The organism is Deltaproteobacteria bacterium (assembly GCA_016874755.1).
GTDB lineage: Bacteria > Desulfobacterota > Binatia > UBA9968 > UBA9968 > DP-20.
The window spans coordinates 1-14,896 of the sequence record VGTH01000019.1 but is presented as its reverse complement, the minus strand read 5'-3'; the positions used below and the strand labels follow the sequence as shown (position 1 = coordinate 14,896).

Annotated in this window: 14 protein-coding genes; 11 read left to right on the top strand and 3 right to left on the bottom strand. The window is 57.5% G+C overall.

The annotated features are described in order from the left end of the window. The first annotated feature begins 6 nt into the window (after positions 1-6). From rlmN to FJ145_13020, 11 genes are all read left to right on the top strand, one after another. Entirely contained in the window at positions 7-1,074 is a 1,068-nt protein-coding gene (rlmN, locus tag FJ145_13070; protein MBM4262346.1) for a 23S rRNA (adenine(2503)-C(2))-methyltransferase RlmN, read from the top strand. A gap of 9 nt (positions 1,075-1,083) precedes the next feature. Next, complete coding sequence (gene mtnP / locus FJ145_13065) at positions 1,084-1,944, top strand: S-methyl-5'-thioadenosine phosphorylase (protein MBM4262345.1); 861 nt, start codon at positions 1,084-1,086, stop codon at positions 1,942-1,944. Then, the gene (locus tag FJ145_13060; protein ID MBM4262344.1) at positions 1,941-2,846 is read left to right on the top strand and encodes a sugar kinase; all 906 of its coding nucleotides are present in this window, start codon (positions 1,941-1,943) and stop codon (positions 2,844-2,846) included. The genes mtnP and FJ145_13060 overlap by 4 nt, the downstream gene beginning before the upstream one ends. 2 nt (positions 2,847-2,848) lie before the next feature. Next, a complete protein-coding gene (locus FJ145_13055; protein ID MBM4262343.1) occupies positions 2,849-3,793 on the top strand; it encodes a glycosyltransferase family 2 protein in 945 nt (314 codons plus the stop codon). Further along, on the top strand, positions 3,793-5,097 hold the full coding sequence (locus FJ145_13050; protein ID MBM4262342.1) for a UDP-glucose/GDP-mannose dehydrogenase family protein: 1,305 nt from the start codon (positions 3,793-3,795) through the stop codon (positions 5,095-5,097). The genes FJ145_13055 and FJ145_13050 overlap by 1 nt, the downstream gene beginning before the upstream one ends. Beyond that, positions 5,090-6,031 (top strand): SDR family oxidoreductase, encoded by a 942-nt coding sequence (locus FJ145_13045; protein MBM4262341.1) that lies wholly within the window; start codon positions 5,090-5,092, stop codon positions 6,029-6,031. Before FJ145_13050 ends, FJ145_13045 begins: the two co-directional genes overlap by 8 nt. A 4-nt stretch (positions 6,032-6,035) precedes the next feature. Next, positions 6,036-6,959 carry an NAD-dependent epimerase/dehydratase family protein gene (locus tag FJ145_13040; GenBank protein MBM4262340.1) on the top strand — a complete coding sequence of 308 codons (924 nt, stop codon included), beginning with the start codon at positions 6,036-6,038 and terminating at the stop codon, positions 6,957-6,959. After that, positions 6,959-8,752, top strand: a complete 1,794-nt coding sequence (gene lepA, locus FJ145_13035; GenBank protein ID MBM4262339.1) for an elongation factor 4 — start codon at positions 6,959-6,961, stop codon at positions 8,750-8,752. Before FJ145_13040 ends, lepA begins: the two co-directional genes overlap by 1 nt. Positions 8,753-8,914: 162 nt before the next feature. Further along, on the top strand, positions 8,915-9,538 hold the full coding sequence (gene lepB / locus FJ145_13030; GenBank protein ID MBM4262338.1) for a signal peptidase I: 624 nt from the start codon (positions 8,915-8,917) through the stop codon (positions 9,536-9,538). Positions 9,539-9,729: 191 nt separating this feature from the next. Then, positions 9,730-10,014, top strand: coding sequence for a hypothetical protein (locus FJ145_13025; protein ID MBM4262337.1), 285 nt, complete (start codon positions 9,730-9,732; stop codon positions 10,012-10,014). A 57-nt stretch (positions 10,015-10,071) separates the two neighbouring features. Then, positions 10,072-10,422, top strand: coding sequence for a hypothetical protein (locus FJ145_13020; GenBank protein ID MBM4262336.1), 351 nt, complete (start codon positions 10,072-10,074; stop codon positions 10,420-10,422). A 77-nt stretch (positions 10,423-10,499) separates the two neighbouring features. On the opposite strand, the gene FJ145_13015 is transcribed toward FJ145_13020, so the two are convergent. The 3 genes from FJ145_13015 to FJ145_13005 all read right to left on the bottom strand — a co-directional run bounded on the left by FJ145_13015 (position 10,500) and on the right by FJ145_13005 (position 14,598). Further along, positions 10,500-11,984: an FAD-dependent oxidoreductase gene (locus tag FJ145_13015; protein MBM4262335.1), complete on the bottom strand. Its 1,485-nt coding sequence runs from the start codon at positions 11,982-11,984 to the stop codon at positions 10,500-10,502. A gap of 137 nt (positions 11,985-12,121) precedes the next feature. Beyond that, on the bottom strand, positions 12,122-13,480 hold the full coding sequence (locus tag FJ145_13010) for an MmgE/PrpD family protein (GenBank protein MBM4262334.1): 1,359 nt from the start codon (positions 13,478-13,480) through the stop codon (positions 12,122-12,124). A gap of 422 nt (positions 13,481-13,902) precedes the next feature. Then, positions 13,903-14,598 carry a VOC family protein gene (locus FJ145_13005; protein MBM4262333.1) on the bottom strand — a complete coding sequence of 232 codons (696 nt, stop codon included), beginning with the start codon at positions 14,596-14,598 and terminating at the stop codon, positions 13,903-13,905. Between the last annotated feature and the right edge of the window lie 298 nt (positions 14,599-14,896).

The window sequence follows — 14,896 nt, the reverse complement described above, 5'->3', positions numbered from 1 at the left end:
CCAGCGATGAAGCCCGACATCAAAGATTTAGGCTTGCAAGAGTTTGAAGCTTATCTAAAGGGTCTCACGCAGCCGCTCTACCGGGCCCAGCAAGTTTGGCAATGGCTGTTCCAGAAACGCGCCATGTCGTTCGCCGAAATGAGCAATCTTTCGGCGCCGCTGCGGGCACGGCTGGAAGCAGACTTCTCGATCGGTAGCTTGAAAGTTGTGCGGCGCGCCGAATCCGCCGATGGCACGATCAAGTTTTTGTTCGGCCTCAGCGATGGACAGAGCATAGAGAGCGTTGTGATCCCCGAAACCAAGCGCTTGACGCTGTGCATCTCAACGCAGGTGGGCTGCGCCTACGGCTGTGCTTTTTGCGCCACCGCCAAGCTGGGCTTCAAGCGCAACTTGCGCACCGGTGAGATTGTCGAACAGATCATTGAAGCGAGCCGCGGGCTGGCGCCGGATAGTCGGATTACCAACGTGGTGCTCATGGGGATGGGCGAGCCGCTGGCCAACTACGAGCACACGCTCGAAGCGATCAAAATCATGACCGACAACAGCTGGGGCTTGGCGATTGCGCCGCGACGCGTGACCCTGTCGACGGTCGGGTTGATCCCGCAAATCGAAAAGCTCATCGCCGAAACCAATGTCAGTCTGGCGATTTCGCTGCACGCCGCGAGCGATCAATTGCGCGGCCGCTTGATGCCGGTCAATCGCAAGTATTCGCTCGCGCAACTGCTGGAGTGCTGCCGCAAATTGCCGCTCGGGCCGCGCAAGCGGATTACCTTCGAATATGTTTTGCTGCGCGGCATTAACGACTCTCGCGCCGACGCCCAAGCCCTATGCCGCGCGCTCCGCGGTGTGCCGAGCAAGGTCAACGTTATTCCCTTTAACCCGCATGAGCAGAGCGAGTTTCAGCGGCCGACGGAAGAGAGCATCAAGCAATTTCAGCAGGTCTTGTTCGATCACCATATACAGGTCAATGTGCGCCGGCCGCGCGGTGACGATATCGCCGCTGCCTGCGGTCAATTGCAAGGTCAGGCGCAGGGGCCGTGGCAAGAAACCGCGCAAACCGTCTCTTTCAATTAGGTCAATCCCATGAGTGATTCGATGATCGGCGTCATTGGTGGCAGCGGCCTTTACCACATGGATGGATTAGCGGACGTTAGCGAAGTCGAGGTCGACACGCCGTTCGGCAAACCATCGGATGTGCTGGTGCGCGGCAAGCTAGGCAGTGCCCAGTTGGTTTTTTTGCCGCGTCATGGCCGCGGTCACCGCTACTTGCCCACCGAGGTGAATTTCCGCGCCAATATTTTCGCGATGAAAAAGTTGGGCGTTGAGCAGATAGTTTCGATCAGCGCGGTTGGCAGTCTACGCGAAGAGATCGCGCCCGGCCATTTGGTGGTGCCGAACCAATTCATCGACCGTACCACGCAGCGGCCGAGCACTTTTTTCGGCAACGGCATCGTCGCCCACGTGAGCCTGGCCGATCCGTTTTGTGCCGTGCTGTCGCAGCAACTGGTCAGCGCAGCCGAACAGGCGGGCGGCCAAGTGCATCGCGGCGGCACCTATCTGTGCATGGAGGGGCCGCAGTTCTCCACCCGCGCCGAGTCCCATCTCTATCGCAGCTGGGGCGCGCACATCATCGGCATGACCAATTTGCAGGAAGCCAAGCTGGCGCGGGAGGCGGAGATCTGTTTTGCCACGCTCGCCTTGGCGACGGATTACGACTGCTGGAACGAAGCGGCGGGCGACGTCGACATCGATCACGTCCTGCAAGTGCTAACGCAAAACGTCGAGCTGGCGCAAAAGACCGTGCGTCAACTGGCCCACGGCGCGCCCGGAAGCCGCAGTTGTAGCTGTGCGTCCTCGTTGAAGAATGCTATAATCACCGATCGTTCGCGCATCCCGGAGAAAGTCAAAAGCGAGCTAAAACCGATTGTTGGGAAATATCTATGAGTGTACTGGTTGTTGGCACCGTGGCGTTCGATTCGATCGAGACGCCGTTTGGCTCCGCCGAGCGAATTCTCGGCGGGTCGGCATCTTATTTTGCGTTGGGAGCGAGTCTGTTTGCGCCGGTCAGAATCGTTGGCGTTATCGGCCGCGACTTTCCGCAAGAGTATCTCGATCTATTTCACGAGCGCAAGATCGATCTTGAAGGCTTGGCCCGCGCCAGCGGCGATACTTTTCACTGGCGCGGCCGCTACCATGAAGATATCAATGTGCGCGACACGCTGGAGTTGCACTTAAACGTGCTGGCGGGCTTTGTGCCCAGCTTGCCGGAGCGCTATCGCGACGCCGAGTATGTTTTTCTCGGCAACATCGATCCGGCCATGCAGGGCGAAGTTTTGAATCAAATTCGCCGCATGAAGCTGGTGGTATGCGATACGATGGACCACTGGATCAATTCGAGCCCCGATGAGCTGCGCAAAGTATTGGGCCGCATCGAGACCCTGGTGCTCAACGATTCCGAAGCGCGCTTGTTAAGCGGCTACAACAACATTGTCAAAGCGGCGCGGGCGATTCTCAAAATGGGGCCGAAAACCGTGTTGATCAAACGGGGCGAGTACGGGGTGTTGCAGTTCTCCGATTCCTCGGTTTTTGCCACGCCGGCCTATCCGTTGGAAGAGGTTTTCGACCCCACCGGTGCAGGTGATTCCTTCGCCGGCGGGTTCATGGGTCAGCTGGCGCGCTCCGGTGACACCAGCCAAAAAGGCATTCGCCGCGCCATAGTTTATGGTTCAGTGGTGGCATCGTTCACAGTGGAAGATTTCGGTGTCAAGCGTCTGACGAGCGCCTCGCTCGCCGACATCGAGGAGCGCTATCAACGCTTCGTTCAGTTGACCGACTTTCATACGTAACGATGGAGCTCTCCATAGTCATTCCCGTTTACAACGAGGAAGAAAATGTCGAGCCGCTGATTCGGGAAATCACCGAAGCTCTGCAGCCGCTCGGTAAGTCTTACGAAATCATTGCCGTTGACGATGGCAGCCAGGACGCCACCTTCGACATGCTGAGTAAAATTCATCATGCGGAAAAGCGGCTCAAAGTTGTGCGACTCAAGCGTAATTTTGGCCAGACCGCGGCAATGGCGGCGGGTTTGGCCCATGCGCGCGGCGATGTCGTTATCATGATGGATGGTGACGGCCAGAACGATCCCGCCGACATTCCGGCGCTGTTGGCGGAGCTCGACAAGGGGTTCGATCTGGTTGCGGGTTGGCGCCACAAGCGACAGGACGCGTTTCTCAACCGGCGCCTGCCTTCGATGATCGCCAACGGACTGATCTCGATGACCACCAAGGTGCAGCTCCATGACTATGGCTGCACTCTCAAAGGGATGACTCGGGAAGTGGCACGGGATTTGAAACTCTATGGCGAAATGCACCGCTTCATTCCGGCGATAGCCTACGAACGAGGTGCGCGGGTTGCCGAGTTGAAAGTGAATCATCGGCCGCGTCTGCGCGGCAAGTCGAAATATGGCATTACCCGGACGTTACGCGTGGTTCTCGATCTACTGACGGTGAAATTCTTGATCAGCTACTCGACCCGGCCCTCGCATGTCTTCGGTCCCATCGGGGTGATCAGCGGCCTAGCTGGCTTTGCCCTTGCCATATCTTTGACACTGGAAAAGTTGATCTATGGCGCCAACATCGGCGACCGGCCGCTTTTGCTGCTGGCGATTTTGCTGATCTTCATCGGTTTTCAGTTCGTGACGATGGGGCTGTTGGGCGAAATGCTGGCGCGCACTTATCACGAGTCGCAAGGCAAGCCGGTCTATGCGGTAAGAGAGGTTTTGGGAGAAGGATAATGAAAATCACAGTCGTTGGCACGGGCTACGTTGGCCTGGTCGCCGGTACTTGCTTTGCCGAAAGCGGCAACGATGTTATTTGCGTCGATATCGACGCCGAAAAAATTGCCATGCTCAACGACGGCAAGGTGCCGATCTACGAGCCGGGCTTGGAAGAGATGGTCAAGAGCAACGCCGAAGATCAGCGTCTGACGTTTACCACGAACTTGAATGACGCCGTCAAAGCGTCGCCGATTATTTTCATCGCCGTGGGCACGCCGCAGGGGCAGACTGGCCACGCCGACTTGCAGTACGTCAAGGCGACTGCCAAGGGCATCGCCAAGGCGATGGACGAGTTTAAGGTTATCGTCACCAAAAGCACGGTGCCGGTGGGCACCGCCGATCAAATTAAGCAGTGGATATCCGAAGAGACCAAAGTGCCCTTCGCGGTGATTTCCAACCCGGAGTTCATGAAAGAGGGCGCCGCCGTCGAAGACTTCATGAAACCCGATCGCGTCGTTTTGGGCGGCGACAACGCCGAGGCGTTGGCGACCATCAAAGAGCTCTATGAGCCGTTTGTGCGCACCGGCAATCCGATCTTGACCATGGACAGCCGCAGCGCCGAGATGAGCAAGTACGCCGCCAACGCCATGTTGGCAACCAAGATTTCGTTCATCAATGAAGTGGCCAAATTGTGCGAGTCGATGCACGCCAATATCGGCGAGGTGCGGCGCGCGATTAGTCTCGACCGGCGCATCGGGCCGCACTTTATTTTTCCGGGCGCGGGCTACGGCGGTTCGTGTTTCTCCAAAGACATACGGGCGATGATCAGCATGGGCGGCGACACGCCGGAAATGCTTCTCTTGAAAGCCGTGGAGGCGGTCAACGAGCGGCAAAAAAATCTGCTCTTCGAAAAAGTCCAGCGCCATTTTGGCGCCCATTTAAAAGGCCTCACCTTTGCGATCTGGGGTCTTGCTTTTAAGCCGCGCACCGACGACATGCGCGACGCGCCGGCCATCAAAGTCATCGAATCGCTGCTCGCTGCCGGCGCGCGGGTGCAGGCGTTCGATCCCGAAGCGATGGAAGAAGCGCGCAAGATTTTCGGCGACCGGATTCAGTACACGCATCGCAACTACGATGCGTTGCACGGCGCGGCGGCGCTGTTGATCTTGACCGAATGGAATGAATTTCGCCGGCCCGATTTTGCTCGGGTCAAGAATCTCTTGCAGCAGCCGGTGATTTTCGACGGCCGCAATATCTACGATCCAGCGGATCTCCTCAAGCTTGGCTTCAAATACTACTCGATTGGAAGAAACAATGGCTAGATACTTAATCACCGGCGGCGCAGGCTTCATCGGTTCTCATCTGTGCGAGCATTTTCTCGCCCAAGGGCATGAAGTGATCTGCATGGACAACTATTCGACGGGCGCGAAAGAAAACGTCGGGGCTTTTCTTAAGAACCCGCGCTTTCGCTTCGTCGACCACAACGTCAGCCGCTATATCGAAGTTCAAGAGCCGCTCGATTTCGTGCTTCACTTTGCTTCGCCGGCGAGCCCGGTGGACTATCTTGAGCTGCCGATTCCGACGTTGAAAGTCGGCGCGCTGGGCACCCACAACACCCTGGGTTTGGCTAAAGCCAAGGGGGCGACTTATTTGCTTGCTTCAACCTCGGAAGTGTATGGCGATCCGTTGGTGCGGCCGCAAAACGAAGAGTACTGGGGCAACGTCAACCCGGTCGGTCCGCGCGGCGTTTACGACGAAGCGAAGCGCTTCGCCGAGGCCATGACCATGGCTTACCATCGCTATCATGGTTTGAACACCCGCATCGTGCGCATCTTCAACACCTATGGGCCGCGCATGCGCCTGCGCGACGGCCGCGTGGTGCCCAATTTTATTTCTCAAGCGCTAACCGGCCAGCCGCTGACGGTCTACGGCCAGGGACAGCAGACGCGCAGCTTTCAGTACGTCGACGACCTAGTCGCCGGCATACAGAAGTTATTGGAGTCGAGCTATCATTTGCCGGTGAACATCGGCAATCCCTATGAGATGACCGTGCTGCAGTTCGCTGAAAAAATCATCGAGCTCACCCGGTCCAAAAGCCAAATCGTCTACAAGCCGCTGCCTGAGGATGACCCGCAGGTGCGTCAGCCGGATATCACCAAGGCGACAACGATTCTCGGTTGGGCGCCGAAAGTCCAACTTGAAGAGGGATTGACGAAGACCATCGAATATTTTCGGCCGCGGGTGAAAGGGAATTAAACGGATGAAGATCGTCGTCACCGGCGGCGCGGGGTTTATTGCTTCGCATATTGTCGATGCCTACATTGAGCGTGGCCATGAAGTGCACATTTTCGACGATTTCTCCACCGGTCAGAAAGCCAACGTCAATTGCAAAGCCAAGCTCCATGAAGTCGACATCGCCGACAAGAAAGCGGCGGCGTTAATCGGCTCGATCAAGCCTGACGTGCTCAATCACCATGCGGCGCAGATGGACGTGCGCCATTCGGTTTCCGACCCGATGTTCGATGCGCGGGTCAATATTTTGGGTTTCGTTAGCATACTCGAAGCGGCCAAAAACAGCGGCGTGAAAAAAGTGCTATTTTCGTCGTCCGGGGGAGCTGCCTACGGTGAGCAAGATGTTTTTCCCGCCGCCGAGGATCATCCGACGCGTCCGGCGAGCCCCTACGGCGTCAGCAAGCGCGCCGGCGAGTTGTACTTGGGCTACTACCATCAAGCTTTCGGGATTCCCTATATCGCGCTGCGCTACGCCAACATCTACGGCCCGCGCCAGTCGAGCAAAGGCGAGGCCGGGGTGGTGGCGATTTTCATTTCGCTGTTGGTTGAGGGCAAGAGTCCGACTATTAATGGCGATGGCAAACAAACTCGTGACTATGTCTTTGTTGGAGATGTCGTGCGTGCTAATCTAGCGGCACTAGATAGCGACTATGTCGGGCCGATCAATATCGGCACCGGCAAAGAAACCGACGTGGTGACCATTTACCAAGAGCTGCGCAAAGGTCTTGGCAGTCCCTGCGAGGCGATTCACGCACCGGCGAAGGTCGGTGAACAGCGCCGCAGCTCCCTGGACGCAAGTCTGGCAAAAAAGGTCTTAGGATGGCAAGCTCAAATGCCGCTCGACCAAGGACTCAAAACGACCATCTCCTGGTGGCGTGACTCGGCGCCGTAATGACATCGGACCGCATTCGCAATTTCTCAATCATCGCCCATATTGATCACGGCAAATCGACTCTAGCCGACCGTCTGTTGGAATTCACCGGCGCCATCAGCGCGCGCGAGCGAACCGACCAGATCTTGGACAGCATGGAGCTCGAGCGCGAGCGTGGTATTACCATCAAGGCCAGCCCGGTCTGTCTGCACTACAAAGCCAAAGACAGCATGGAATATACCCTCAATCTCATCGACACGCCCGGCCATGTCGATTTTACCTACGAAGTTTCGCGCAGCTTGGCGGCCTGCGAGGGCGCCTTGCTGATTGTCGATGCGGCGCAGGGCGTCGAAGCGCAGACCGTCGCCAATGTGCATATGGCGATTGATCATGATCTCGAAGTAATTCCGGTAATCAACAAGATCGATCTCCCGAGCGCCGAGCCGGAGCGGGTGAAGCAGGAGATCGAGGACGTGATCGGCATCGATGCGTCGGGGGCGATACTGGCCAGCGCGAAAGAGGGCGTCGGCACCGAAGAGATCCTCGAAGCGATCATCAAAAACGTGCCGCCGCCGAAAGGCAAAATCACCGACCTGCTGCGCGCGTTAATCATCGATAGCTGGTTCGACCCCTATCACGGCGCCGTCGTGATGATGCGAGTTTTTGATGGCCAAGTCGTCAAAGGCTCGCGCATCCGCATGATGTCAAGCGGCCGATCCTTTGAAGTGTTGCGTTTGGGCGTTTACGGGCCGCGGCCGGTCGAGGTAAATGAATTGGGCGCCGGCGAAGTCGGTTTCTTGATGGCCGGCATCAAAGAGGTTGCCGAGACGCGCATCGGCGACACTATCACGAGCGAGGAGCGGCCGGCGAGCCAACCTCTGCCCGGCTTCAAACCGATGAAGCCGATGGTTTTCAGCGGCCTCTATCCCACCGACTCCGGACAATACCAGGCGCTGCGCGAGGCGCTCGAGAAACTGCGGTTGAACGATTCGTCGTTTACCTACGAACCGGAAACTTCGCAGGCGTTGGGCTTTGGTTTTCGCTGCGGCTTTCTGGGGCTGCTGCACATGGACATCGTGCGCGAGCGGCTCGAGCGCGAGTTCTCGCTCAGCTTGATTACCACTGCGGCGACGGTGGTCTACCAGATCACTACAACCACAGGCGAAGTCTTGTTGGTGGACAACCCGGTCAAGTTTCCCAGCGACGGCAACATTGAGCGGATCGAAGAGCCGGTGATTCAAGCGACGCTGCACTTGCCGCAGGAATTCGTCGGCGGCGTCATGAAGATCTGCGAGGAGAAGCGCGGCACGCAGAAAGAGATTCGCTACCTGGGTCCGAATCGGGTGATGCTGGTCTATGAGCTGCCGCTCAACGAGATCGTCGTCGATTTCTATGACCGTTTAAAATCGCTGAGCCGGGGCTATGCGTCAATGGATTACGAAGTGGCCGGCTACCGCGCCGCCGACCTGGTCAAGCTCGACGTGCGCATCAATGGCGATTTGGTCGATGCCATGTCGATGATCGTCCATCGCAACAACGCCTACTATCGCGGCCGCGATCTGGTGCAGAAAATGCGCGAGTTGATCCCGCGCCAGATGTTTGAGGTTGTCATCCAGGCCGCCATCGGCAGCCGGATAATCTCCCGCGAAGCGGTCAAAGCGCTGCGCAAAAACGTGACAGCCAAGTGCTACGGCGGCGATATTACGCGCAAGCGCAAGCTTCTCGAAAAGCAGAAAGAGGGCAAGAAGCGCATGAAGCAGGTGGGCAAAGTGGAAATCCCGCAGGAAGCTTTTCTTGCCGCCTTGAAAGTCTAAAGCGCTTCGCGATCTCAAATCTCAAATTTCAGATCTCAAAGTCTGAGATATTAAATGTGAGATTTGCGATTCTGAGCGCAGCGAAGATATGGCAAATCCGAGTGATCCACGGTAAGGTTGTCTGGCTGGGCAAAGGTGAGTAAGGTGAAAAAAGACTCCGTGATGGAAGCGCAAGCCAACGTTAAGACCAAATCCGCCATCCGCGAGTACGCCGAAGCCATTTTTATGGCTTTGCTGCTGGCGCTGTTCATCCGGACCTTCATCGTGCAGGCATTCAGGATTCCCTCCGGCTCGATGATTCCAACCCTGCAAATCGGCGATCATATTCTGGTCAATAAGCTAGCTTACGGCATCCGCATGCCGTTCTTAGAAAAATACCTGCTCGACTACCGCAAGCCGCAGAGCGGCGACGTGATTGTGTTTATTTTTCCCGAGGACCCGTCCAAAGACTTTATCAAACGGGTGATCGGCGTCGCCGGCGACACGGTCGAAGTGCGCAATAAGAAAGTTTACATCAACGGCAAGCAAGTCGAAGATGCCCATGCCCACTTCGAAGGTGACGACCCGCAAGCCGCTGGCATGAGTGGCCGCGACTACGGGCCGCGCGCCGTGCCTGAGAATCATGTCTTCGTCATGGGCGATAACCGCGATCGCAGCTACGATAGCCGCTTCTGGGGCTATGTCAGCCTGGATGCCGTGCGTGGCAAAGCTTTTCTGATCTATTTCTCCTGGGACGGCGGCGACCGCTGGGTGCGCTGGGAGCGGCTGGGCAATCTGATCTGGTAGCAAGCTGAAGAAAACACTGCAAAGAACGCAAAAAATCACTGCCGTGGCTTCGCCTGAAAATGGCACGATGGGATCTTACCTTTGCGTTCGCTGCGTTCTTTGCGGTTAAATCAGCCGATCTTTAACGCCGGAGGCCGACCATGCGAGGAAACGCGGCGCGCTTTTACAAGCTCTAGAGGGAAAGAGGGAAGATGCTGAAAAGCAAAATCTTACCGATGATTTTGTCCGCGGTGTTGTTGCTGCTTGTCGTCGTCAATGTATTTTTGCAGAACAACGTTCAGTCGACCCAGGCCGAGCTGAGCGATCGCCAGCAAACCATCGCTCAGACGGTGCAGATCGAAGCGCTCTATCGCCAGGTTGTCACCGTGTTGGCCAACCTTGCCGTGCAGAGCAAAGACGAGCAGCTAAGAAACCTGCTGGTCTCGAGCGGTATCAATCTGGGCGGCGCGCCGGAAGCTCCGGCGCCAAAGAAATGAGGACCTGTGGAAGCGGATGAACAACGAAGTTCGCAAGCGGACGCGGCGGAAGAATTCGTGCCCGGGGAAAGTAACAGTCTACAACTGGCGTTTCTCCTGACGCTGTTAGCGCTTTTGATTTGGCATGGCGCGCAAGCGGTACAATTGCTGCGCGACCGCACCAACCTCAGCATCGCTAAAGAGAGCCAAGATGCTGCGCTGCAGGAGTCGCAGAAGATTCAGAGCCAGTTCCAAACCCTGATGACCAAAACCGCAGAGCTGGCGGCCAAAGGCCACCCCGGCGCCAAGATGGTCATCGATGAGCTGCAGAAACGCGGCGTCGGTCCCGCCCCGGGCCTTGAGGCGAAGTCCCCCGACAAAGCGCCGCCGAAACCGGCGGAGAAGCCGGATATCAAGTCACTCAAATAAGCGCGATCCCGATAACGACACTACTTGACGTGGTACGATCACGCCGTTCAGCGTCGCGTGGCGCATTACGCGGCGAGTTATTTGCCTTTGATATATTTCACGGCTTCGCTCGCGGATACATGGCCGGTGATGGCGCCGCGCATCAAGCCAGACCCACTCGGATAGTTGTGATAGAAAAATCCGCCGGTCAATTCGCCGGCCGCCCACAAACCGGGAATCGGTTCGTCGTCCGCGGTCAACACCCGGCACTGCGGATCGATGCGCAGGCCGCCGTAGGTAAAGGTAATGCCGCAGGCAACGGAGTAGGCTTGATAGGGCGGGGTGTCGATGGGCGACGCCCAGTTCGATTTGTCGGGATTTAAACCGATCGTGCACTTGCCGTCGCGCTTGGAAAAGTCGAACTCCGCCGGTGACACCGCTTTGTTGAATTCATCGACAGTCCGGCGCAAACGTTTTGGTTCGATGCCTAAGCCGTCGGCCAATTCCTCGATCGTATTGGCCACCACCGGGCGGCTGCGCACATAGTTGCTGCGCAAAAGCGGAATGGTCTTGCCGTCAAAAATTTGAAAAGCCATCTGGCCGGGCTGAGCGAGTATGCGCCGCCCGGTCTTGGCGTACGTGTAGACCTGAAAGTCCTCGCCCTCGTCGACGAAGCGCTCGCCGAGCGTATTCACCATGATGCTGTAAGGGTAGGAGTAGCGCGTGCTCTCATCCTGTGCCGCTTCGATGTTTGGGCTGTCGCCGTCGATCACCGAGGCGTGGCAGCCGCTCCAGTGGCCGAAAGGGTTGGCGCCTACCGCCACCGCCATGTTGATGCCATCGCCGGTGTTGTAGCGCGTGCCGCGCACTTTGACCAAATCCCAGTTCTGGCCGAGATAGCGCGCGCGCATCTCAGGGTTGGATTCAAAGCCGCCGCAGGCGAGCACCACGGCTTTGGCTTTGACCATTTGTCTGCCCGCCGGCGTCGTGATTAGCGCGCCGTTCACCGCGCCGCTGTCGTCCTGCGATAGTTCCAAGGCGCGCGCCTGATAAAGCACCTCCATGCCGCGCTCTTCGACATGCTTGAAGTGCATTTCCTGCAACCCATGGCCGCCGCCGCGCGCCGAGACCGGGATCGTGCCCGAGCGCCAGATAAACTTGCCTTTGACTTTGGCGACATGGCTCATGTGCAGTTCCCAATCGATGCCATGCTTGGCCATCCAGGTGACGACTTCCTCGGAGCGTGCCACGAGCATTTCGGTGAGTGCCGGATCGGCCATTCCTTCGGTGACACGCATCAGGTCGGCGTAGAACATGTCGGTCGGGTAGGGCTCGACGTCGACGTCTGTGAACTCGACGCCGGGTGTTTCGTTGACAATTTCTTTGACATGCTCGAAGTCGCTAAAGGCAAAGCGAAACAGCCCGCCGGAAAAAGCCGAGTTGCCGCCGCGGCGAATCTTCGGCGCGCGCTCCAGGGTCGTCACTTTGAGCCCGGCATCGTAGGCCGCTTCGGCGGCCACCAGAGCGGCATTGCCGGCGCCGATAACTAACACATCGGTTTGGAGTTCTTTGAGATTGGCCACGGAGTCCTCCCACAAAAAAGAATGAAATCGCTCAAATCCAATCGTTACGGACGAATATGGAGCGGATGTCCAAGCCGCGTCGGATCAACCCCGGGGAACTCCCGCTCCTCCGCGGATCATTATGCGGAGCACTGCGATTATGCAAGGGAATAAGCGCGGGACAGCAGCGGCCCCATCGCTTGCTGCGCCTCGAGACAGCGCAGCGCCGTTAACAGCGCTCGCGCCTTGTCTTCCCCTAGTGCCGGCTCGGCGCAACCGACAAATTTGCCGTCGACGTCGGCATCGCTGAGCGGCAGCGGCGGGCGGCCGCGAATCTCCGTGGCGCGATGGCTCAGGCGGCGGCCGTCTTTCAAAGTCACGGTGACTTCGCCGAAAGCTTTTTTCTTGGACTCTAGAGTTTCGAGTTCCGGATGAATGGCGATCGCCACCCTGTTGGAAAGCGCCTGCAAATCTTTTCTGTCAAAGTAGCGCGGCGCGAAGTGTTTGAGCTCCACCGAGCCTTCGAGAACAATCAACGGCATGGTGAAGTGCAAGCTGAAACGGCCCTGCTCAGGGGTTGAGACCCCGGGCTCTTTGCGTAGCGCTTGGTAGGAAACCGCGTGCACGCTGCAGTCGATGCGCTCGATCTGTTCAGCTCTAAGATTATGGGCGCTTTTGAGCGCGAGCATCGCTTCGATGCAATGGTGGGTGGCAGAGCAAGATGGAAAGCGCTTGATCGAGACACCGGGCGAGTGAAAATGAAAGGGCTGGCCGAGATGCAGCGCGCCGACTTCGCCGCACTGGAAGACCTCGAAAAATCCCTTTCCGGTCTCCAATGCGTTTTGATTGGCGGTCCAGCCGTGTTGCGCCAGTTGCGCTGCCATCAAGCCATTGCGCGCGGCCAGGCCGGCGTGAAGCGGTTTGGTCATGGTGCCGAAATTGACTTTCAGCCCGCCGGTCATCGAGGCCGCGATGCCGATGGCCGTGCGCAGCGCTGCTACATTCAAACCTAGCAGAAAGCCGCAGCCAGCCGCAGCTCCAAACGAACCGAGCACCGCCGTCGAGTGCCAGCCATGATCGTAGTGCGTTAACGATATGGCGCTGGCGACCTTACACTCGACTTCGACGCCCACGGTGTACGCCGCCAGCACGTCTTTGCCAGAAAAGTTGCCGCTCTCGCCGAGCGCCCAGACCGCGGCGAGCACCGGCGTCGAAGGATGCATCGGCGTCAGCGCAACGCCGCCGTCGTCGAAGTCCAAGGTGTGGCCGATGGTGCCGTTGCAAAGCGCCCCATCCATCGCGTCGACTTTGCCGCGGCCGTTCCACAGACAAACCGCGCCGGTGCTTGTCGGCGATAATGTTTTCGACAGTATGTCGCCGATGGGGTGAGCGGCGGCGCCGATGGCGACACCCAAGGTATCGATCACGCCGCGCTTGGCCAATCCCAGCACGGCGTCAGGAATACCCCCGGTGCGCGTGGCGGCGACGAACTCGGCGATCTCTTCGGTGGCTCCCATGGCGCTACTTTTTGCTCGAGAGAAAAATTTCGCGGTAGCGTTTGGCGTGCTTTTCCATGTGCTCCGCTTGAGTGAAGTCGACCGGAATTATCTTGACCGCGCTGAGCTTCTGCTGGATCGGTGTTTTGATGCCTTGGCGCGCCGAGACTCTCTTCGGACAGCGTGTGATCGAGCCGCCCAGACTTATCCTAATGGACTAGGAACCAACGAAGACTGAGGGACTGCACGGATCTTGATCTACCTGCACCACTATAGTCGAGAATTTGCGCTGCCTGCGCGAATTTCCCGGTGCGCACGGCGCACGCTACAATTGTCGGAGGGCGGGTCTAAGCCCCGCCTCTGGGTTAAATTTTTTGCGACTTTTGCGTTTTTTGCGGCGGTTCTTTTCTTCGGTTGCGGCTGTGCCGCAGCACGAAAAATAATCAGAGCTGCCAGCTCGCGGCCAACTCGAGTGTGTTGCCGTCGAGGTCTTTGACTGCGAACCTGCCGTTTCCCAGCGATTTCTTTTCTCCGAAGCCTGCGGCCACGCTCCCCGGGTCTTTGACTTCTAAACCCATGCTGCGCACTTGGCATGAGCCGCTGCCTTGCTTCTTGACGAACTCCACCGCGACGGTGCCGTCGGAAAGTGTGACGTCGTCGGTGGCACGGGCGATCTCTTTCATCTCGAATGTATCTCTGTAAAAAGCCACGGTCTTGGCGACATCCGATGCTTCGATTGTCACGTGGCGCACTGTAGGCGGCGTGGTGTCGCCGCTGGTGCGAAAGCCTTCTTCGGAGACATCTACGGGGTGGCCGTTCATGTCGAGGAAGCGATACTCGGCGTAGCGTCCATCTTGCGGCCGCTGGCCCCATTGGCAATCGGGCAAAGCCTTGGTGACGCGCTGTTTGGCTTCTTCCATGCTAGTGACGTGAAAGCCGAAATGATCGTAGCCCACCCAACGCGCTTCGGTGTTGGGACGATGTTTCAACATCGCGTACATGATCAATCCGTCGGTGGTGTAGAGCGATCCCGACGGTGAGCGGCGGATCAAACTGAAACCAAGATGTTTTTGGTAGAAATCCAGCAGCTTGTCCGGATCTTTTGTAAACAGTGCGACGTGTTTGAATCCGCCTTTCATAGCCAGACCTCCACAGTTAGATTTGCCCGATCATCGTACAGCCTGGCCTAAAGTGTCAAGGAGAATTTGGCTGATTTGCGGAGCTTTTAGGCAACTTTATGTAAATAAACCTTACGATTCAATAAATGGTATTCTCTTTAAAATCAGTCACATAGATGTGCCTAGGGTGTTTTGGCGATATTGTAAGAGGAGCCGTTGTCAATAGGTGTGTAAAAAGATACTAGGCGGCGACCCTCATCTCTTTGCCATTGTCATACTTCGTCCCGCGCGCTACTTTTCCGACAAGCTGTGGTGCGTT